The sequence below is a fragment of the Bacillus sp. JJ1503 genome (genome assembly GCF_036965125.1).
GTDB lineage: Bacteria > Bacillota > Bacilli > Bacillales > Cytobacillaceae > Cytobacillus.
Window position 1 is genome coordinate 1,019 of record NZ_JBALOZ010000040.1, and the last position, 19,853, is coordinate 20,871.

Below are 19,853 nucleotides of genomic sequence, written 5' to 3' on the forward strand. Positions count from 1 at the left end.
TGATTTTTGCTGCTATTTCAGGCTCCAGCCCAGCGACAGCTGCTGCGATAGGCAGTATCATGATTCCTGGAATGATTAAAGCGGGCTATAGCAAACGATATGCTATGGGGTTAGTAGCAGCGGCAGGAACGCTCGGAATTTTGATTCCCCCATCTATTCCATTGATCATTTACGCATCGGTAGCAGAGGAATCTGTAGGAAAGCTGTTTGCTGCAGGGGTTCTTCCAGGTCTTATGTTAGGTGGAATCTTGCTAGTGTCAGCAATTGTTAATGCAAGAATTAATAATTATGGACAATTGCCGAAAGAGCCGATGGATGTAAGGTGGAAAAAATCATATAAAGCGATTTGGGGCTTTTTGTTGCCAGTTATTATTCTTGGCGGAATTTACTCGGGGATTGTAACACCAACCGAGGCTGCATTCGTTTCCTGTTTATATGGAGTCATTGTTTCTGTATTTATATATAAGGAGATGACATTCCCTAAATTTAGAGAAATTTTAAAGGAATCAATAAATATTACAGCTATGATCTTTCTAGTCATTGCCTCCGCGATGATTTTTGGAATGTTCTTAACGACTGAACAAGTACCGCAAAATTTTGCTGCTTGGATTGAGGAAAGCTCTTCTAATAAATGGATATTCATGATTGGCGTCAATCTCATGTTCTTTGTACTAGGCATGTTCTTAGAAGCAGTAGCGATTATTTTGATAACTTTGCCTATTTTACTTCCTGTCCTTGTGATATTTGACATTAATATCATCCATTTTGCGATTATTATGACAATTAATATGGAAATTGCAATGATTACTCCTCCAGTCGGATTAAATTTATTCGTAGTCAGTGGAATCACTCGAGAAAAGGTTGGGGAGGTCGTAAAAGGTGTTGCCCCATTCTTTGTCCTTATGGTCGTTGCTTTAATATTGGTCGTTATTTTCCCGCAAATTTCTTTATTTCTAGCAAAATAAATAAAGTGTGTTGTCGATGAGGGGTTCTTTCATGAAACAGTCAAATGATTTTCTTACATTGCAGGAAAAAGTGACAGCAATGATAAGGGAAGCCATTTTTACACAGCAATTTAAGCCTGGAGAAAGATTAATCCAGGATGAATTGGCAACAAAGCTTGGTGTAAGCAGAATGCCGGTGAGGGAGGCATTGCGTTGCCTTGAAAGGGAAGGGCTAGTGATATTTTTTCCTCACAAAGGGGCACAGGTTATTGGAGTTAGTAATGAGGATATTGAAGAGCTTTATTATTTAAGATCTTTATTAGAAGGAATTACTGTGCAAAAATCAATGAATTTTTTAACGAAAAAGGATAAAGCGGAACTCCAAACACTTGTCGAGTCCATGGATCATGATATTGAAACGAACAATATGGACTCTTACATGAACCATAATCAGCAGTTTCACTCATTATTGCAAAAAGGTTGTAAGTGGAAAAAGATAAAAATCCTTACCAAGGAATTAATTGAGGGATATCCGGCGTACGTTCCAATATTAATCCCAAATACTGTCGTAGTTTCTAATCAGGAGCATAAAAATATGCTTAAGGCTTTAGATGAGAATGATCCAATAAAATTAAGATTATTGGTCGAAAATCACATTATGAGGGCTGGAAATAAGCTCCTGGAATTTATAGAAGATTAATTGAACCCATTACGGTAGAGCTAATTTTTCATAGCTCTGCCAACTTTTTATAAAAAATTTGGATCCAATATCCATAAAGGGAGAAAGTTATATGAAAATAAAGCGATCCTACTTATTTGTTCCTGCAACTTCTGAAAAAATGATGGGCAAGGCAATTGCCAGTGAAGCTGATTGTGTGATTTTTGATTTAGAGGATGCAGTGGCAATTAGTGAAAAAGATATTGCAAGAGAAAGAGTAAAAAATTTCCTTATTAATAACCCGCAAGAAAAGGATATTTATGTTCGGATCAATGATATTACAACTCCTTTATGGAGAGCGGATGTTGAGGCTGCTGTTGACGCAGGTGCAGCAGGAATTATTGTGCCCAAATCAGAAAATGGCAGTAACATGAAGGTCATATGTCAAACAGTGATTGAACGCTTTGAAAGATTGGAAAAAGCTGAATGTCCATTTGAGGTATTGCCGCTTATTGAAACCGCAAAGGGGGTTCATTTTGCTTTTGATATCGCAAATGCGCATCATTTCATTCCACGGCTAGTATTTGGTTCGATTGATTACTGTCTCGATCTTGATTGTGAATTGACAGCCAGCGGCGAGGAACTCATTTATGCAAGATCCCAAATTGTCAATGCATCAAGAGCAGCAGGAATCGGAAATCCGGTAGATGCAGTATATCCAGATTTAGCAAATGATGAAGGATTAACTAATGAGGCTGTTCGTGCAAGAAGATCTGGGTTTAAAGCAAAGTTAGCCATCCATCCAAAGCAGCTTGAATCTATTCACCGAGTTTTCACTCCAGAGTCAGAGGAGATAGAAGAAGCAATGGAAATTGTGAAGGCATTTGAGGAAGCAGAACTGAAGGGAATAGCCTCAATTTCAGTTAGAAATAAACTAGTAGACTACCCTGTTTATAAGAAAGCAAAAGGTCTATTACAGTATTCGGGTAAATAAAGTCATTAGGAGGCAATGATTTCGATGATAACTAACGAATTAGTATCCCATATTAAACAAACAAACTATGAAGATATTAGCGAAAATGCCATTTATGAAACAAAACGAAGTCTTCTGAATTGGCTGGGTGTAGCAATTGGAGCAGCTAACCATGAATCGATGGATAAAGTGCTAGCTGTTTCGAAAATGATGGAAAGTACTCCTCAGGCAACTATTTTAGGAAGAAACGAAAAAACGGATATGCTGTTTGCTGCATTATTAAATGGAATGTCATCACATATATTTGATTTCGATGATACGCTGCTGGAAACAGTCCTTCACCCATCTGCACCTGTTTTTCCTGCTATTTTAGCTTTTGCCGAGCACCATAAAAGAACAGGGAAAGAGGTATTAGAGGCATTTATCATTGGCTGCGAGGTTCAAGCAAGATTAGCAAAAGCCATTTATCCATCCCATTATTGGAGGGGCTGGCATATCACTGGAAGTGTCGGGGGAATTGGAGCAGCTGTTGCTATATGCAAACTACTCGGTCTTGATGAGGAAAAAACAGCCTATGCCATTGGAATTGCCGCAACTGACCCAACTGGTTTAAGGGAAATGTTTGGAACGATGACTAAACCTTATCACCCAGGAAAAGCCGCCATGAATGGAATGCTCGCCGCACTTATTGCAGGAGAAGGGTTTACAAGCTCAACAAAGGCTTTAGAGGCTGAACGGGGCTTTATTCATGTATTGTCGGAAGAAAATAAACTAGAGCTTCTAACTGAAGGATGGGGGCAATCATGGGAAATTGAAAAGAACTCCTATAAACCATTTGCAAGCGGAATCGTAACACACCCAGCTATCGATGGAATCATCAACATTCAGAGGGAACACCAGTTACAGGCAGAGGAAGTTGCATCCATTAGTCTTACCGGCCATCCACTCGTAAAAGAGTTAACAGGAAAAACAGAAATTATGACAGGTCTTGAAGGGAAGTTCAGTGTTTTCCACTGTGTCGCTGCAGGATTTCTAAATTTAAAGGCAAGTGTTCATGAGTTTTCAGATGAATTTGTAAATGATCCAAAGATTAAAGAGCTTAGGTCAAAAATCGCGCTTACGATTGATGAAAAAATGAAGGAAGATCAAGCCATAGTCACAGTCACCCTGATAGATGGACGTGAGATTAGGTATTTTGTAGAGCATGCCATTGGCAGTATGGATGTTCCGATGACTGATCAGCAACTAAAGGATAAGTTTTTGGATGTAACAGGAAGGATCATAAGTGAAGAATCTAAGAACAGGCTAATTGATTACGTATATCGATTTGAAGAATTAGATGATTTAAGTGAATTTATTAAACAATGCAAGCCTTCAAAAATAAGTAATCCTATTTATTAGGGAGTAGAACATGAAATAAGCTCATAGCTTTTTCAATGAAAGTGGGAGAGTAGTATGGGTTCTCCAAATGCAAAAAGAAAAGTACATGTAGTTCCAAGTTCAAAACAATCTAGTTCAATTCCCATTGATAGGTCAAAGGTCTTTACGCTTGTTTTAGGCGTTATTATCATGGCCGCTATTTATTTCATACTCCCGGAAAATTATAGTGACACAGCAAAAATCATGCTTGGGCTTTTAGGTATGAGTGTTCTCTATTGGACGTTTGAACCTGTTCCATTAGGAGTGACAGCCGTCCTATTGCTTATCTTAATGACGGTTTTTGAGATTGTCCCAAAAGAAGTGGTATATAGCGGATTTTCATCCCCTGCCGTATTTCTGATTATCGGTGGGATGATGCTTGCGATCGGGGTTAATGACACCCCTCTCGCCAAAAGACTCGCCTATTTTATCCTGGCGAAATGGGGAGGAACGGCAAAAGGATTAGTAGGAAGTATTATTATCATTCCGCAAATTCAGGCTTTCTTTATACCTGCTGTAGCTGTTAGAGCAACCCTTCTTATTCCAGTTGCAATGATGACTCTCGACACAATAGAGGTAAAGGAAAATGGGAATCTGCGGAAAATGATTATGTTAGCCGTAGCTTTTGGAGGGACAATCAGCGGGACTGTTGTCATGACTGCAGCCATTGGCAATATTTTAACTGTTGAGTTATTAAAAGAATTCCTCGGAATTCAAATAACTTATTTTCAATGGTTCCTGTACACAGTACCAATTTGGCTCCTGCTTATTCCGGTAGTTTGGTTCGTTCTATTAAAAAGCTTTGCATTGCAGCCAGAAAATAAGGATTTTCCACATGTGAAGGAAGAAATGAAAAAGAAATTAGATGAGCTTGGAAGCTTAAATGTTCAAGAAAAAAAATGCATCGCGATTCTCATTTTAATTGTAGGGTTATGGTTTACAGAGCCTTTTCACGGATTGCATCCTAGCATCCCAGCACTTTTAGGGGCAATTTTAATGGCTTTCCCAGGAATTGGCTGCTCAAAGTGGGAAAGTATGGTGAAAATAAATTTCGATACCATTTTACTCATGGGGGTTACTTTATCTTTAGGATATGCATTTAATCATTCGGGAGCAACCGAATTGATTGGCGGCAGTTTAACAGCTGGCTGGTTCATTGATCTCCTTCGCTCGCCTATTTTAGCTGTTTTTTCTGTCTTAGTCATTACACAAGTTTTACATTTAGTCGTTGCCAACGTATCGACAGCTGTGGTGATTCTCATTCCAATATTTATAGGGCTAGCAACAACAGCTGGTGCAGATCCTGTTTTAATCTGTGTCACTGCTTCACTTGCTTGTCTGCATGGCTATATTCTTGTAGTAGAAGCAACACCTAATATTGTTGTCCACAGTACTGGACAAATTCAGCAGAAGGATTTTTTAATTCCTGGGTTATGGATGACTATAGCGATGATAGCTGTGACCGTATTAACCGCAGCAACATGGTGGAACTGGATTGGTTTATTGTAAGGATTTATAAAAATGTAAAAAGAAAGGTAGCCGAAAATGTCAGAATTGCGCATAGAGAACAGAGACACTTTACATTTAAAGGTATGCAATATTTTAAGAGAAGCGATTATCAGGGGGGATTTCAGGCCGGGAGAAAGATTAAAGCAATCGGATTTAGCTGATAAATTGGGAGTAAGCCGCATGCCAGTGAGGGAGGCCTTTCGAAAATTGGAATCCGAAGGGCTGATCCTTCTGGAGCCTCATAAAGGAGCTGTTGTAAAATCAATCAACATTGAGGATATAGAAGAAATTTACGCACTCAGAGCAGAGCTTGAAAAAATGGCTGTATATAAAAGCATGGATCTCCTTACAGAAGAGGATAAAAATGAGTTATCCGATCTTGTAGAGAAAATGGAATCTGCTGTGGATGTTGATGAGTTTATTCAGCATAATATTGATTTCCATCGGCTCCTTGTTAGGCGCTGTAAATGGGAAAGACTAAATTCTTTTATCGGGACGTTATGGAGTGGATTCCCGCAGCAGACCCCTCATTTAATAAAGGGGAAAATGGAAACGTCTAATCATGAGCATAGGGAAATTCTTGAGGCTGTTATTAGTGGAAACAAAGAAACTGCAGCCGCACTTGTTTCAAAACATATCTTTAGAACAGGTGAACAATTAATTCAAAGCTTGGAGGATGATAAGGATAATCGGCTTTGAAGTTTTTTTACAATAAAATTGGATCCAATATCCTAAAACGGGAGGGAAACGGCATGGGAAGAATGTTAGAGGATGCGAGTAAAACAATTCTTAAAGAAAATGGAATTCCTATTCCAGGACATTCGGTTATTAGTTCAAGTGCAGAAATTGGAGAGGAGCATATATCGGAACCAAAGGTATTAAAGGCTCTAGTCCCAGTTGGAAAAAGAGGTAAAGCAGGTGCCATTAAATTTGCGGATACGGTTGAAGAAGCAAAGACGAAAGCAGATGAACTTTTTCAAATGGTCGTTAGAAACTACCCTGTAGAAAAAGTCCTTCTAGAAAACAAGATTGATATAGATGAAGAATGGTATGTTTCCATTACGATTGATCCCCAAAAACAGCAGCCAGTCATCATAGCCACGACAGAAGGCGGAGTCGAGGTAGAGGATCTAGTAAGGGATGCCCCACAAAAGGTTGTTATTTATCATGTTGAGCCATTTTCTTCCCTCCATCCTTATCAAGCAAAGGAAATATGGAGCAGACTAGGCGTTATAGGAAAACCTCTTATTAAAGCATCTGCCATCCTTTGTAAACTGTATGATGTTTTTACAAAATACGATTGTTATATTCTTGAGATTAATCCGCTAGTGCTAACAAAGGGTGAGGATGTGATAGCAGCAGCCTCTGTAATGGGGGTAGATGATGCCGCACTTTACAGGCACCCAGAGCTTGATGGACTTGTGGAATCAGGCAGTGAAAGATCATGGAGACCGCTTACTGAATTGGAAAAAGAAATGGTTAAGGTCAATGATGCAGATTACCGCGGGACAGCCCGGTACACGGAAATGGAGGGAGGAGACATTGGATTCATGTGCGGCGGTGGAGGAGGCAGTCTGCTGAGCTTCGATGCACTCGTCCATTTAGGAGCACAGCCGGCTAATTATACAGAAACAGGAGGAAATCCTTCTGAGGAAAAAGTGACGGCATTAACAAAAGGGATTCTCTCCAAAGAAGGAGTAAAAGGTTTATTTGTAGCCCATAACATAACGAATAATACACAAATTGACGTAATGGCAAGAGGAATCGTCAATGCGATTCAAGAACTAAACATTAATCCAGAGCACTTCCCAATCGTTGTCCGGGAAGCAGGGGTAAATGACGAGGAAGGAAAAAGAATCTTCCTTGAAGCTGGAATTACTTATTTTGGAGAAGATCGAACAATTGAGGAAGCGGCGGCTGAAATGGTTAAGAAATTAGAGGAGGTTTTGTAAATGGCTATTCTAGTAGATAAACAGACTCGTCTAGTTGTTCAGGGGATTACAGGCAGAGAGGCTTCCATGATTGTTACCCATACACTTTCCTATGGTACAGCTATTTATGCTGGAGTAACACCTGGAAAAGGAGGACAGTTTGTCCAGGGTGTTCCTGTATACGATACATTGGCCGAGGCTGTTAAAAATCATCAAGTAAATGCGAGTTTAATTGTCGTTCCTCCAGCATTTACTCTAGATGCTGTACTTGAAGCGATTGCAAATGGGATCAAGCTTATTGTCGTAACGACAGAAAATATTCCTCAGCATGACGTAGTAAAACTGTTATTCGCAGCGAAAAAAGAAAAGGTTACGATTATCGGACCTAATACGGTTGGTCTGATTAATCCAAAGGACAAAATCAAAATGGGCTCGATTGGCGGAGATCGTCCAGAACGTTGCTTCATTCCGGGCAGTGTCGGGGTTATATCCAGGAGCGGAGGGATGACTGCTGAAACCTCATGGATGGTGAAACGGGCAGGGTTTGGCGTTTCAACAAGTGTTGGGATTGGCGGTGATAGTTTAATAGGGACGACAATAAAGGATTTGCTCGCTTTGTTTGAAAAAGATGATGAAACGGAAGCAGTGATCACTTATTCTGAACCAGGAACTTCCTTCGAAGAAGAAGCGGCTCAATTTTTACAAGAAGGAGGATTTACAAAGCCTCTCATTTCGTTTGTTGCCGGCAAGTTTACTGAGTCAATGCCTGAAGGGACGGTTTTTGGGCATGCAGGAGCCATGATTTCAGGAAATGTAGGGCGCCCATCCCTTAAGATCCAGGCCCTGAAAGAGGCGGGAGCTCATGTAGTTGATCACTATGATGATATGATTCAAGTGTTGCAAACGGTATTAAATGTAAAAGTGGGTGAAGTGAAATGACATTAACGAAGACGTTAGCTGAGTATGCCACTAAACTTAAATATGAGGATTTGCCTTCAGAGGTTGTTGAGTTTACAAAGCTATGTATTCTTGATTGGTATGGTTCTGCTTTAGCAGGTAAAGATGAAAAGCCTATTCAATCGATAAAGGAATTGATAGAGGAATGGGGCGGTCATGAGCAGGCAACTCTCATTACAGGAGGAAAGTCCTCGATCGGGAATGCGTGCTTAGTAAATGCCGCTTCAAGCCACATTGTTGAATTGGATGATATTCATAAATCCTCCATTATCCACGCTGGAACAGTCGTTATTCCTGCAGCGGTTGCTGTTGCAGAAGGGTACAATTTAAGTGGAAAAGACTTAATTACAGCTGTTGTAGCAGGATATGAAATTTGCTACAGAATTGGTGAAGCGGTTTCCCCCTCCCACTACTACTATTGGCATAATACCGCAACATGTGGAACGTTTGGCTCTGCAGCGGCTGTAGCAAAGCTGTTAAATCTCTCAATCGAACAAACAGCCTATGCATTAGGGAATGCAGGAACACAGGCGGCAGGATTATGGGAATTCATTGAGGATGGAGCAAACACGAAACAGCTTCATACAGCGAAAGCTGCTTATAACGGAACAGTTGCGGCTTTGTTAGCGAAGAAGAATTTCACATCAGCTAGCAAAATTTTAGAAGGCAGACGCGGCTTTTTCCATGCCATGTCTGAGAAATTCGATCCTGAAAAAATAACAACTAATCTTGGCCAGGAATTCAAAATCATCGAGAACAGCTTCAAAATTCATGCATCCTGCCGTCATACGCACCCAGCAATGGACTGTGTCTTAGATATTATGAAAGAACAATCCCTCCAACATGATCAACTTCAAAAGATTACCATTAAAACATATCAAACCGTTCTAAATATCACAGATAATCCGAATCCGAATACCGTTTATGCATCCAAATTCAGCAGCCAGTTTTGTGCAGCCCTTATAGCAGCTAATAGCAGGGCATCACTTAACGATTATAGCGAAGAGATTTTATATTCAGCAGAAATTAGAGAGTTAATGAGTAAAGTAGAGGTTCTAGTCGATCCATACTACGAAAATGCCTATCCAGAAAAATGGGGCGCGAAGGTAGAAATACTATTAAAGGATGGCAGAACATTCATTCAATCTACTGACTATCCGAAGGGGGATCCGGAAAAGCCGGCAGCCAAGGACGAATTGATTCAGAAATTCGAGGTTATGACTTATGGGAAAATTGATAATGCAGAAGACCAAATTAAGGCCATTTTACACTTAGAGGATTGGACTGTAAAAGAGTGGATGTCCTTAAAAGAGGGGGAACCATCGTGCAAACAAATACAGTAACCCCACTGTCTTTCACGAGTCCTTCCAAAAGGAAAGGTAGATTTGTTCTTTCAAGACTGCATTCACTAGCGGGTTTGATCCCGCTAGGCCTTTTTCTCATTCAGCATCTTATGGGAAACGCGTTAGCGATACAAGGAAGTGCAAGATTTAATGAACATGTTCAATTTATGACCAGCTTGCCATTTTTGCTCGTCTTAGAAATAGTATTTATTGCATTGCCACTGCTGTATCATGCCGTTTATGGAATCTATCTATCTTTTATTTCAACACAGAATGCTCATGTTTATAAATATGGCCGAAATATTAGCTTTGTTTTGCAAAGAGTGACAGGAATCATTACCTTTATTTTCGTTATTTATCATGTGTGGGCATTAAGAATAGGGCCTGTATTGAAGGGAATAGAGGTAGATTTCCAGCTTGTAAGTGAACATTTATCGAATCCTTTTATCTTTGTTTTCTATTTAGCCGGTGTATTGAGTACGGTATACCATTTTTCAAATGGAATATCGACAGCACTTATTACTTGGGGGATTACGATTGGGCCAGCTTCGCAAAATGCCATTCGGAAAGTTTGCACAGTCGTATGTATCGTATTAGCTGTAGTAGGAGTATGGAGCTTAATCTCATTTGTTAGTTAGGGATTCCTCTACAGGAGAAACAACGGGAGAGTGGATGATATATATGAATAATCAAGAAATCATTGTTGTCGGCGGCGGCCTAGCCGGGCTGATGGCGACTATTAAAATAGCAGAAGCCAAAAGAAAAGTGAAATTATTTTCCCTCGTTCCTGTTCGCCGTTCCCATTCAGTATGTGCCCAGGGCGGGATAAATGGTGCGGTGAATACAAAGGGTGAAGGGGACTCCGTATGGGAGCATTTTGATGATACGATTTACGGCGGGGATTTTTTAGCTAACCAGCCGCCGGTAAAAGCGATGTGTGAGGCAGCACCAGACATTATTTATTTACTGGCAAGAATGGGCGTCCAGTTCAACAGGACGGAAGAAGGGCATATTGATTTTAGAAGGCTGGGAGGAGCTAAATATTCAAGAACAGCCTTTGCTGGAGCAACGACAGGACAGCAAATTCTATATGCATTGGATGAACAGGTTCGAAAATATGAGGCGGAAGGACTTGTTGAAAAGTTTGAATATTGGGAATTGGTCTCACTTGTGAAAGATGATGAAGGAAGATGCAGGGGGATTACGGCGCAGAATTTAAAATCAATGGAGATTCAAGTTTTCAAATCTGATGCCGTTATTCTTGCCTCGGGCGGTATCGGAAACATCTTCCGAAAGAGTACAAATTCTATCATTAATACAGGAAGTGCACATAGTATTGCCTACCAGCAAGGCGCTAGATATGCAAATGGGGAGTTTATTCAAATCCATCCAACAGCTATTCCAGGAGATGATAAACTGAGGCTCATGTCTGAATCTGCTCGTGGAGAGGGAGGCAGGGTCTGGGTGTATCGCGATGGAAAGCCGTGGTACTTCCTAGAGGAAAAATATCCTGCCTATGGAAACCTAGTACCGAGAGATATTGCGACAAGGGAAATCTTCCATGTTTGTGTAGATCTGAAGTTAGGGATTAATGGAGAAAATATGGTTTATCTAGATTTATCCCATTTGCCGCCAGAACTGCTTCAGCGTAAACTCGGCGGAATTCTCGATATCTATGAAAAGTTTGTTGGGGATGACCCACGAAAGCTGCCGATGAAAATTTTTCCGGCTATGCATTATTCTATGGGCGGACTTTGGGTTGATTATGAGCAAATGACGAATATCCCTGGGCTTTTCGCTTGTGGAGAATGCGATTATCAATTCCATGGAGCTAATCGCCTTGGCGCTAATTCTTTAGTGTCTGCCATTTATGGAGGTATGGTTGCGGGACCAAATGCAGTGAATTATGTAAGTGGTCTTGCAGAATCATATGATAATCTTCCTTCTTCTATTTTTGAACGTGAGCAAAAAAAGCAGGAGGAAGAAATCGAAAAAATATACAAAATGGATGGGCCGGAAAATCCATATCAATTGCATGTAGAGATGAGCGATTGGATGGTAGATAACGTGACCGTCGTAAGACATAATGACCGTTTGCAAAAAACAGATGAAAAGCTGCAGGAGATTCAGGAGAGGATGAAGCATATTGGAATTGACGACACTTCCAGATGGCAGAACAGAACTGTCCCTTTTGTCCGTCAATTAAAAAATATGCTTGAGCTTGCTAGGGTTATAACGGTAGGCGCCTTAAACCGTAATGAAAGCAGGGGTGCACACTATAAGCCTGAATTTCCGGAACGGGATGACGAGAATTGGCTAAAGACTACGATCGCTACCTATACTCCATTTGGTCCAAGTCTATCCTATGAACCGGTTGATCTGAAATACATCACACCGAGACAAAGAAGATACGACATTGTCACATCTAGAGAAGAACAGCAAAAAAATGAGGAACCTTCAAAGGTTTAAGAAAGGAAGGTGATGACGGTGACCACTACAACAGATATCCGGCTAAAAATAAAAAGAAAAGACTCATCCGATGGTGAATCCTACTGGGAAGAATTTAGTATTCCTTTCCGAAAAAATATGAATGTGATTTCCGCCTTAATGGAAATCCAAAGAAATCCAATTAATTCAAATGGTGAAAAAGTAAGGTCCGTTGCTTGGGAGTATAACTGCCTTGAAGAAGTATGTGGGGCCTGCAGTATGAAGATTAACGGAAAGGTAAGGCAGGCATGCTCCACATTGGTAGATCGTTTAGAACAGCCCATCTCCTTGGAACCGATGGAAACCTTCCCTGTGGAAAAGGATCTAGTCGTTAATCGTGACCGAATGTTTGATGCCCTAAAAAAAATTAAAGGCTGGATCAGAATAGATGGCACTTATGCGATGGGGGCGGGTTCGTTAATTTCATCTGATGATCAGCAGGAAGCCTATAAATATTCGACATGCATGACTTGCGGCTGCTGCCTTGAAGCATGCCCAAATGTAAACAGCAAATCACCATTTATTGGTCCTCAAGCCCTTGGACAAACGAAATATTTTAATATGCATCCTACAGGTGCACAGCAAAAACATGAACGACTAGAGGTCATCATTGGTGAAGAAGGAATAAGTAACTGCGGAAACTCCCAAAACTGTGTTCAAGTTTGCCCGAAAGAAATTCCATTAACTACTGCGATCGCTGAGTTAAATAAAGATGCTAACCGTTACGCATTATGGAGCTGGTTAAAGAAATGAGCAGAGAACAAACTTTTACCTATGATGTGCTTGTAATTGGCGGTGGTCAGGCTGCTTTAGCTGCAGCGATTGCGGCAAAGGAGGAAGGTGCATCTGTTGCCGTTTTAACGAAGGGGAAGGCTGGGCTAGGCGGATCGTCTGTAATATCAGACGGAGTTCATTCTGCTATCTTTTCCCCTGGAGATTCTCTGGATCTATTTTATCAAGACATAATTAAAGGAAGCAGACAAGTTGCTGATCGTTATTTAGCTAGAATTCTTGCAGAAGAATGTACTGACAGGGTCAACGAACTAGAAAGCAAATTTGGGATTGAGCTTGAAAGGGAAAGGCAAGTTAGTACACCTGGACATTCATTTCCTCGGAGGGTATACGCTGGAAAAGGCATTGGCAGAAATATAACAAAAACGATTGGCAGCTATGCAAGGGAAATCGGGATTGATATTCATGAGCAATCTATATTAGTTGATTTGATTAAAGAGAATGAGAGGATTACTGGGGCAGTCGTTTTGCGAGATAAGGATATATATGTCTATTATTCTTCAGCTATTATTCTAGCTACGGGAGGCTTTGGAGGACTCTATTCTTCTACAGATAATCCAAGGGATATTACGGGTGAAGGAATTGGCATGGCTTGGCGGCATGGTGTGAGGCTTGTCGATATGGAATTTGTGCAATTTTATCCGTATCGGCTTAAGTCTCCGGCCAATGTTGATATTATGACAAGGATTTTTGGAAAAGGAGCTATTCTTTTAAATGAAGAGCAGGTCCGATTTATGGATCAATTTCCAAGAAAAGAACTTGAAACAAGAGATATATTAAGCTATTCCATGTTCAAACAAGGGAAAGTGCTGCTTGATTTCTCAAATGTGAAGGAAAAAGATATTCAAACAGACAGCCCCCACCTTTATCGCCTCTTTAAAAAAGGGCATGAAGGTGATTGGATCATGAGTCCTGTGCAGCATTATTGCATGGGAGGAATTGAGACTGATGAATGGGGCAGGACAAATTTGCAAGGCTTATATGCTTGTGGAGAATGTTCGGGTGGTTTGCATGGAGCTAATCGTTTAGGAGGGGGATCACTTACGGAGGCATTAGTTTTTGGGCATCGTGCCGGAAAAATGGCTGCAAGTGAAATGTGGGAATCCCAGAAAAACAAAAAGCGTTTAGTTGATGAGTTCTTCGTAAGTGAGAGCAAACGAACAATGGAACAAGAAGTAATACAGAAAATGAAGGAAATTATGTGGGCAAAGGTTGGAATTGAAAGAACCATTCAGTCCTTACAGGAAGCAGTAGATGAGTTAGAATCTATCGCGTTGGAATTGGAAGAGGAGCAAAATGTCTTAAATTTACCTATACAGGATAAAATTCGGACTGCGTGGGCTTCAGCATTAGCAGGGATGACTCGAAAAGAAAGTCGAGGAGCGCACAAGATTCTTGATATTCCAGAGGAAAAAAAGGAATGGGAGAAGAAAATTATCATCTATAAATCTTCTATTATTTTTTTGGAGAATAGCAGTCAAAGACAATAAAGTAGAACATCAATTTTCATGAAAGGGGGAGAATGGATGAGAACAATCACTTATAATGCGATCGTTACTCAGGTTGCGAGCATGTGCCAAGAGGCAAATTTTGAGTTAGGTCAAGATGTGATTAGGGCCTTTCAGTCAGCGTTAAAAAAAGAAACATCTGAAACGGGGAAGGACATTTTAGAACAGTTAATTTTGAATGCAGATATTGCTAAGAGCGAAAGAGTGCCAATGTGCCAAGACACGGGAGTTTCTGTTTTTATCGTTGAGGTTGGTCAGGATTGTCATATTACGGGTGGCAGTATTTATGACGCGATTAATGAAGGGGTTCGAAAGGGATATGAAGAAGGCTATTTAAGGCATTCCATTGTCGATCATCCGATTACCCGTGAAAAAAGTAAAGGATATAACACTCCATCAATTATTCATATTGAGCTTGTTCCTGGCGATGAAATCGTCATTCATATGTCTGCGAAGGGCGGAGGCAGTGAAAATATGAGTACGCTGAAAATGCTGAAGCCTTCAGATGGATTGGAGGGGATCAAAGCTTTTATTCTGGATACCGTTTCAAAGGCAGGTCCCAATGCGTGTCCTCCTTTAGTTGTAGGAATCGGCATTGGCGGAAACTTTGAGAGATGTGCTTATTTGGCCAAGAAATCTTTATTTAGACCCATCGGCCATCGGAATGAACGGCCTGAAATTTCAAAAATTGAAGAAGAACTCATGTTCAAAATTAATGAGCTTGGGATTGGACCTCAAGGGCTTGGCGGGAATACAACAGCACTCGATGTCAAAATTGAAATAGAGCCATGTCATATTGCTGCACTTCCAGTGGCTATCAATTTAAATTGCCATGCTAGCAGGCATAAAGAAGTACGATTATAGGAGGGAAGCAGGTGTCAACTCTTCAAATTACAAGTCCTTTCGATGAAAACACATTAATGACATTAAAAGCAGGAGATCGTGTTCTAATCAGTGGAACAATCTATACAGCAAGAGATGCGGCTCATAAAAGAATGGTAGAGTCTCTTCAGAAAGGGGAAGAACTCCCTTTTGCTATTTCTGGCCAAACGATTTATTATGTTGGGCCAACCCCGGCAAAGCCTGGTCTTGTTATAGGTTCTGCTGGTCCGACAACAAGCAGCAGAATGGATAAGTATACCCCTTCTCTTTTAGATCGTGGCCTGAAAGGAATGATCGGAAAAGGCTACCGAAGCCAGGAAGTCATAGAATCTATGAAGAAAAATACGGCTGTATACTTTGCTGCTATCGGAGGATCAGGCGCGTTAATTGCTAAAACGATTAAATCAATGGAAGTTGTAGCGTACGATGATTTAGGTCCAGAAGCGATCTACAAATTAGAAATTGATCAATTTCCGGCAGTCGTGATTATTGATAGTAATGGAAACGATTGGTACGAATTAGGAAAGCAGCAGTTTCAGGAGAAGAGTGAATTGATATAGAAAAAAATTACTTCATTAGGGGAATGGGTTTAACTTCAATGATGAACAAGGATTATTGTTTTATGACGACCGTTTTAGGTGGGAAGCGAAGAAAACGCGCTCCATGAAGCCCTCATGACGCTCGTTTTCGTTAGGAAATCGGGAAAATATGCAATATGAAGCTCTCATGACACTCGTTTTTGTTGGGAGTTCAAGGAAATGTGCAACATAAGAGCCCAATGAAGGGCATCGATCCTTTCTGATTACATTGCAAGTCTTAAAAAGTGTAGAAGGCAGGTTAAAATATGAAATACTTCGCAGTTTTATTGCCAATGCTAAATGAAGAAAAGAGCCAATTATATCGCCCTCAGCATCTTGAATTTCTCGAGAGTATGAATAAGGAAGGTAAAATCTTTGCAAGGGGAAGATTTGCAGATGGCTCAGGCGGAATGGTGATCTATATAGCGGAAACTTTGGATGAGGCAAAGTCATTTGCCGAGAAAGATCCTTATATTATTCACGAGGCAAGAGGGATGGAAATTCATGAGTGGGAAATAATTAGTGACGCAGTGATGAACTGCAGTAAAGTTGAATAGAATTCAGACTGGATTAAGAAAGATTAATTATTAAGAGTAATATATAAGTGCCAATTCACAATAAAATGTGCGTTGGCACTTTTTTCCTTCGTGTGTCCATTACTATATTAAAAATCATGTATGATAATTATTGGTATTTGGTCATAAAATAAAGCAAGAAGATAGATAACGGAGGATGGAAGTATGAGTGATGGGGTTAGGTTAAGGCCGCTGGAAAGAGTCGACTTAGTTTTTGTTCATAAATTAAACATCAATGCCAACGTGATGTCCTATTGGTTTGAAGAACCATATGAGGCTTTCGTTGAATTGCAGGATCTGTATGATAAACATATTCACGATCAAGGTGAACGGCGATTTATTGTGGAAAAAAGCGGCGAGATGGTCGGTCTTGTAGAATTAGTAGAAATTGATTATATCCACCGGAGGGCAGAGTTCCAAATCATTATTGATCCCAATCATCAGGGACACGGTTATGCAAAGGCAGCAACTCATCGTGCAATGGATTATGCTTTTTCTGTATTAAATCTTTACAAACTCTATTTAATTGTGGATAAAAATAATGAAAAAGCGATTCATATTTATAAAAAACTGGGATTTCATTTTGAAGGTGAATTGATTGACGAGTTTTTTGTGGATGGCGAGTATCATAATGCCATTAGAATGTGTATGTTCCAGCATCAGTACTTGGGGAGTAATTCAATGGATGCCTAAATTGTACAGATTTCCCGGCTAATGGAGAACTTCTAAAGAGTTCTTCTTTTTTTCATTCATATCAATTGACAATAGCTAATGTTTATCTGTTTAATAAAAATAATATATCTTTTTTACATACATTCTTTAGGGGCTGGCGATGGAGATTCAGCAGTTAGAATTATTGCAGAGAACGATTGATTATATTGATGAACACATAAAAGAGGAAATAAATGCTGAGGAATTAGCTAAAATAGCGGGATATTCTCCGTTTCATTTTTACCGTATTTTTCGAAAAGTTCTTGGTTATACAGTGATGGATTATGTTGTAAAAAGAAAGCTGCAACATGCCTTATATGAATTAGCCAGAGGTAAAAAGGTCCTTCAAATTGCTCTAGATTATGGATTTGAAACACATGCTGGATTTACAAAAGCCTTTAAGAAATGCTTTGGCAGTCCACCCAGTTTATATAAGCTTCATTGTCCTATTTCACCTCCTCAGAAATTAAATTTAAAAGATTTGTTTGAAAAAAATCTTGGCGGTATTGTTTTACAGCCTAAGATTATTTCAAGACAATCGTTCTGGGTTGCCGGAAAAAAGTTTGAAAGTTATGTTCCAAATGTTACTTACACAAGGGATGCCCCAGCCTTTTGGGATCAGGATGGCCTAAATGATGGTTCTGTTGAAAGGGCCTTATATGAAACATTGTCTCCAAAAAAACATGGGGAATATTGTATAAATTTAACTGACGATATCCATCAAGATTATTTTATATATTTATTTGCGGTTGAGTTAGATCATCAGGCAGAACTCCCGAGTGGATTTATGAAATTTAAAGTTCCCGAGTCTGTTTATGCCATTTTTAAAACGCCTCTCGTTGAAAAAGAACAATTTGCTTCGGCCATTAAAGGAACTTGGCGATATATTTTAGAAGATTGGCTTCCGAATTCGCTATATGAAGTGGATGAAAGAGGCTATGACTTTGAATACTATGATGAACATTGCCATTATTGGGATTATGAGCGAATCTTTATGGAAATCCATTTGCCGATAAAAGAAAAATCTAGGGGATAAGAACATTATCCTCTAGATTTTTTTAGTACAGTCTTATATAAAAATAAGACTGGTGTTAATAAAAGAGCACTAGCCACAATGGCTGCTTTAATCGTAAAGCCTGAAGCAATAAATCCAATGAAAGGCCCACCGCTGATTTGTCCAATCGCATCTACTTGGCCTTTTACGGAAAAGAAGGTTGCCCGTGTAGAAGATTCAGGGATCAGTTTATTAAGCCATATGTCTTCTAAAGGATGCATGGATTGTCTTGTCACTTGAATGACAATATAGAAGACGAGCAGACTGATAATATTGGTTGCGAAGGCAAAGCCTATTAATGAGAGAATAATAAGGCAGCTTCCAATAAAGAGAGAGACATAGATGAGTTTCAGCTGCTCATGAATATAGCTGCGATTTAAATAATGAAGTGCTGTAAATGATAGTAGAACAACTATAAATTGGACTCCGCCTACTAAAATCACTAAGCCTTGATCAGATAATGCTGTTAGATTGGATGCTTCAAAGAAATGAGAAATCCATAGCCGATCAAATCCTTCGCTGTAAAATCCGACAAACAAAGCAATAAGGAAGAGCAATCTCATCAAATAGTTAGCTCTTGAATAAACAATAATTTTCTCCATATTTCCTTTCATGTTTGCCCATGTTGATGTTCGATTCACATTATCTAATGGCTGAAAGTTTTCTTCTTTCATAAATAGGATTAAATAAATGCTTAGTCCAATCATGCATAGACCGCCAAATACAATAGGAAGATTAATCATAAAATAACCAGTAAAGATGCTTAAAGGAATCGCAAACATCTGTCCAAGATTACCAGCCTTCGCACCCGTTAAAAATGCAGAAGAAGCACGTTCTTCCCCTATTGCATCTGCAATCCACGCCTGCTGTGAACCACTTGTAAGGGTATAACCAATTCCCCAAATGACTTGAGAAATCATGACAGCTGTAAAAAAAGGAAATAACCCCTCCACTAGAAATCCTACTCCAATTAAACAGTACCCCATAACAATGGAAAGCTTTCGGCTTTTTAAATCCGAAATGACCCCAGTAGGAATTTCAAAAAGGAACACAGTCAGCTCCAATACAGTTCCCACTAAAACTAACTCAATTGGAGTGAGCCTAACGATTTGCACTTGATATAACAAGTTCATTGTAAAAATAAAAGTAAAGAAAAATTGTGCTAAGAAACATGTGTTGACATATACCTGATATGGATTCTTTGTGGTGAATAAATTCATTTTCCTTCCCTCCTCCATTCATTATAGAAAGGAGGACGTTGCATTTCTTTTCCAAAATTGCGATGTTAAGGAATGTAAATTTTTTACATGTATTTAATAATTAATTAAAACCACTATGTTATGTTGTAAATAGAAAGTTCCATTGAAAAAGATAAGGAGCATATTAATATGGTTATTAATAAAAGAAATGTTCCAAAAATAATCTTGACTGTTATCCCAAAAATATTGCAAATCTTTTTGAATGCTTCACTTGTCATTTTGGCTACTATTTTATCTTTTTTATTAATAAAGGAGTTAATCATTTTTTTTCAA

The 19,853-nt window shown here is 39.5% G+C and carries 19 protein-coding genes; 18 read left to right on the forward strand and 1 reads right to left on the reverse strand.

Annotated features, from left to right (window positions below; genetic code table 11):
* The 18 genes from V7149_RS03935 to V7149_RS04020 form a co-directional block, all read left to right on the forward strand.
* A partial coding sequence (locus V7149_RS03935; RefSeq protein WP_335344352.1) for a TRAP transporter large permease occupies positions 1-965 on the forward strand: 965 nt, incomplete at its 5' end.
* Between the two features lie 31 nt (positions 966-996).
* The gene (locus V7149_RS03940; protein WP_335344353.1) at positions 997-1,644 is read left to right on the forward strand and encodes a GntR family transcriptional regulator; all 648 of its coding nucleotides are present in this window, start codon (positions 997-999) and stop codon (positions 1,642-1,644) included.
* Positions 1,645-1,735: 91 nt separating this feature from the next.
* Entirely contained in the window at positions 1,736-2,596 is an 861-nt protein-coding gene (locus tag V7149_RS03945; protein ID WP_335344354.1) for an HpcH/HpaI aldolase/citrate lyase family protein, read from the forward strand.
* A gap of 24 nt (positions 2,597-2,620) precedes the next feature.
* Positions 2,621-3,976: an MmgE/PrpD family protein gene (locus V7149_RS03950; protein ID WP_335344355.1), complete on the forward strand. Its 1,356-nt coding sequence runs from the start codon at positions 2,621-2,623 to the stop codon at positions 3,974-3,976.
* A 54-nt stretch (positions 3,977-4,030) separates the two neighbouring features.
* The gene (locus V7149_RS03955) at positions 4,031-5,503 is read left to right on the forward strand and encodes an SLC13 family permease (RefSeq protein WP_335344356.1); all 1,473 of its coding nucleotides are present in this window, start codon (positions 4,031-4,033) and stop codon (positions 5,501-5,503) included.
* Positions 5,504-5,539: 36 nt separating this feature from the next.
* Positions 5,540-6,202: a GntR family transcriptional regulator gene (locus V7149_RS03960; protein ID WP_335344357.1), complete on the forward strand. Its 663-nt coding sequence runs from the start codon at positions 5,540-5,542 to the stop codon at positions 6,200-6,202.
* Between the two features lie 53 nt (positions 6,203-6,255).
* Positions 6,256-7,455: an ATP-grasp domain-containing protein gene (locus tag V7149_RS03965; RefSeq protein WP_335344358.1), complete on the forward strand. Its 1,200-nt coding sequence runs from the start codon at positions 6,256-6,258 to the stop codon at positions 7,453-7,455.
* On the forward strand, positions 7,456-8,373 hold the full coding sequence (locus V7149_RS03970; RefSeq protein ID WP_335344359.1) for a succinate--CoA ligase subunit alpha: 918 nt from the start codon (positions 7,456-7,458) through the stop codon (positions 8,371-8,373).
* The gene (locus V7149_RS03975; protein ID WP_335344360.1) at positions 8,370-9,734 is read left to right on the forward strand and encodes an MmgE/PrpD family protein; all 1,365 of its coding nucleotides are present in this window, start codon (positions 8,370-8,372) and stop codon (positions 9,732-9,734) included. Before V7149_RS03970 ends, V7149_RS03975 begins: the two co-directional genes overlap by 4 nt.
* Positions 9,716-10,372, forward strand: a complete 657-nt coding sequence (locus V7149_RS03980; RefSeq protein ID WP_438824081.1) for a succinate dehydrogenase cytochrome b558 subunit — start codon at positions 9,716-9,718, stop codon at positions 10,370-10,372. Before V7149_RS03975 ends, V7149_RS03980 begins: the two co-directional genes overlap by 19 nt.
* Before the next feature lie 43 nt (positions 10,373-10,415).
* On the forward strand, positions 10,416-12,203 hold the full coding sequence (sdhA, locus tag V7149_RS03985) for a succinate dehydrogenase flavoprotein subunit (protein WP_335344361.1): 1,788 nt from the start codon (positions 10,416-10,418) through the stop codon (positions 12,201-12,203).
* Positions 12,204-12,215: 12 nt separating this feature from the next.
* Entirely contained in the window at positions 12,216-12,974 is a 759-nt protein-coding gene (gene sdhB, locus V7149_RS03990; protein WP_438823951.1) for a succinate dehydrogenase iron-sulfur subunit, read from the forward strand.
* On the forward strand, positions 12,971-14,503 hold the full coding sequence (locus tag V7149_RS03995; RefSeq protein ID WP_335344363.1) for an FAD-dependent oxidoreductase: 1,533 nt from the start codon (positions 12,971-12,973) through the stop codon (positions 14,501-14,503). Before sdhB ends, V7149_RS03995 begins: the two co-directional genes overlap by 4 nt.
* Before the next feature lie 36 nt (positions 14,504-14,539).
* Entirely contained in the window at positions 14,540-15,385 is an 846-nt protein-coding gene (locus V7149_RS04000) for a fumarate hydratase (RefSeq protein ID WP_335344364.1), read from the forward strand.
* Between the two features lie 11 nt (positions 15,386-15,396).
* Positions 15,397-15,963: a Fe-S-containing hydro-lyase gene (locus tag V7149_RS04005; RefSeq protein WP_335344365.1), complete on the forward strand. Its 567-nt coding sequence runs from the start codon at positions 15,397-15,399 to the stop codon at positions 15,961-15,963.
* Between the two features lie 284 nt (positions 15,964-16,247).
* Positions 16,248-16,538 (forward strand): YciI family protein, encoded by a 291-nt coding sequence (locus V7149_RS04010; RefSeq protein WP_335344366.1) that lies wholly within the window; start codon positions 16,248-16,250, stop codon positions 16,536-16,538.
* Positions 16,539-16,721: 183 nt separating this feature from the next.
* Positions 16,722-17,249: a spermidine N1-acetyltransferase gene (speG, locus tag V7149_RS04015; protein ID WP_335344367.1), complete on the forward strand. Its 528-nt coding sequence runs from the start codon at positions 16,722-16,724 to the stop codon at positions 17,247-17,249.
* A gap of 139 nt (positions 17,250-17,388) precedes the next feature.
* Positions 17,389-18,303, forward strand: coding sequence for an AraC family transcriptional regulator (locus V7149_RS04020; protein WP_335344368.1), 915 nt, complete (start codon positions 17,389-17,391; stop codon positions 18,301-18,303).
* Between the two features lie 5 nt (positions 18,304-18,308).
* Here V7149_RS04020 and V7149_RS04025 read toward each other — a convergent pair whose 3' ends face one another.
* The gene (locus V7149_RS04025) at positions 18,309-19,541 is read right to left on the reverse strand and encodes an MFS transporter (RefSeq protein ID WP_335344369.1); all 1,233 of its coding nucleotides are present in this window, start codon (positions 19,539-19,541) and stop codon (positions 18,309-18,311) included.
* Between the last annotated feature and the right edge of the window lie 312 nt (positions 19,542-19,853).

Excerpts from the sequence above, each read along its gene's own strand:
- V7149_RS03940 (WP_335344353.1), top strand. The coding sequence starts at position 997 with ATGAAACAGTCAAATGATTTTCTTACATTGCAGGAAAAAGTGACAGCA.
- V7149_RS03945 (WP_335344354.1), top strand. The coding sequence starts at position 1,736 with ATGAAAATAAAGCGATCCTACTTATTTGTTCCTGCAACTTCTGAAAAA.
- V7149_RS03950 (WP_335344355.1), top strand. The coding sequence starts at position 2,621 with ATGATAACTAACGAATTAGTATCCCATATTAAACAAACAAACTATGAA.
- V7149_RS03955 (WP_335344356.1), top strand. The coding sequence starts at position 4,031 with ATGGGTTCTCCAAATGCAAAAAGAAAAGTACATGTAGTTCCAAGTTCA.
- V7149_RS03960 (WP_335344357.1), top strand. The coding sequence starts at position 5,540 with ATGTCAGAATTGCGCATAGAGAACAGAGACACTTTACATTTAAAGGTA.
- V7149_RS03965 (WP_335344358.1), top strand. The coding sequence starts at position 6,256 with ATGGGAAGAATGTTAGAGGATGCGAGTAAAACAATTCTTAAAGAAAAT.
- V7149_RS03970 (WP_335344359.1), top strand. The coding sequence starts at position 7,456 with ATGGCTATTCTAGTAGATAAACAGACTCGTCTAGTTGTTCAGGGGATT.
- V7149_RS03975 (WP_335344360.1), top strand. The coding sequence starts at position 8,370 with ATGACATTAACGAAGACGTTAGCTGAGTATGCCACTAAACTTAAATAT.
- sdhA (WP_335344361.1), top strand. The coding sequence starts at position 10,416 with ATGAATAATCAAGAAATCATTGTTGTCGGCGGCGGCCTAGCCGGGCTG.
- sdhB (WP_438823951.1), top strand. The coding sequence starts at position 12,216 with ATGACGGTGACCACTACAACAGATATCCGGCTAAAAATAAAAAGAAAA.
- V7149_RS03995 (WP_335344363.1), top strand. The coding sequence starts at position 12,971 with ATGAGCAGAGAACAAACTTTTACCTATGATGTGCTTGTAATTGGCGGT.
- V7149_RS04000 (WP_335344364.1), top strand. The coding sequence starts at position 14,540 with ATGAGAACAATCACTTATAATGCGATCGTTACTCAGGTTGCGAGCATG.
- V7149_RS04010 (WP_335344366.1), top strand. The coding sequence starts at position 16,248 with ATGAAATACTTCGCAGTTTTATTGCCAATGCTAAATGAAGAAAAGAGC.
- speG (WP_335344367.1), top strand. The coding sequence starts at position 16,722 with ATGAGTGATGGGGTTAGGTTAAGGCCGCTGGAAAGAGTCGACTTAGTT.
- V7149_RS04020 (WP_335344368.1), top strand. The coding sequence starts at position 17,389 with ATGGAGATTCAGCAGTTAGAATTATTGCAGAGAACGATTGATTATATT.
- V7149_RS04025 (WP_335344369.1), bottom strand. The coding sequence starts at position 19,541 with ATGAATTTATTCACCACAAAGAATCCATATCAGGTATATGTCAACACA.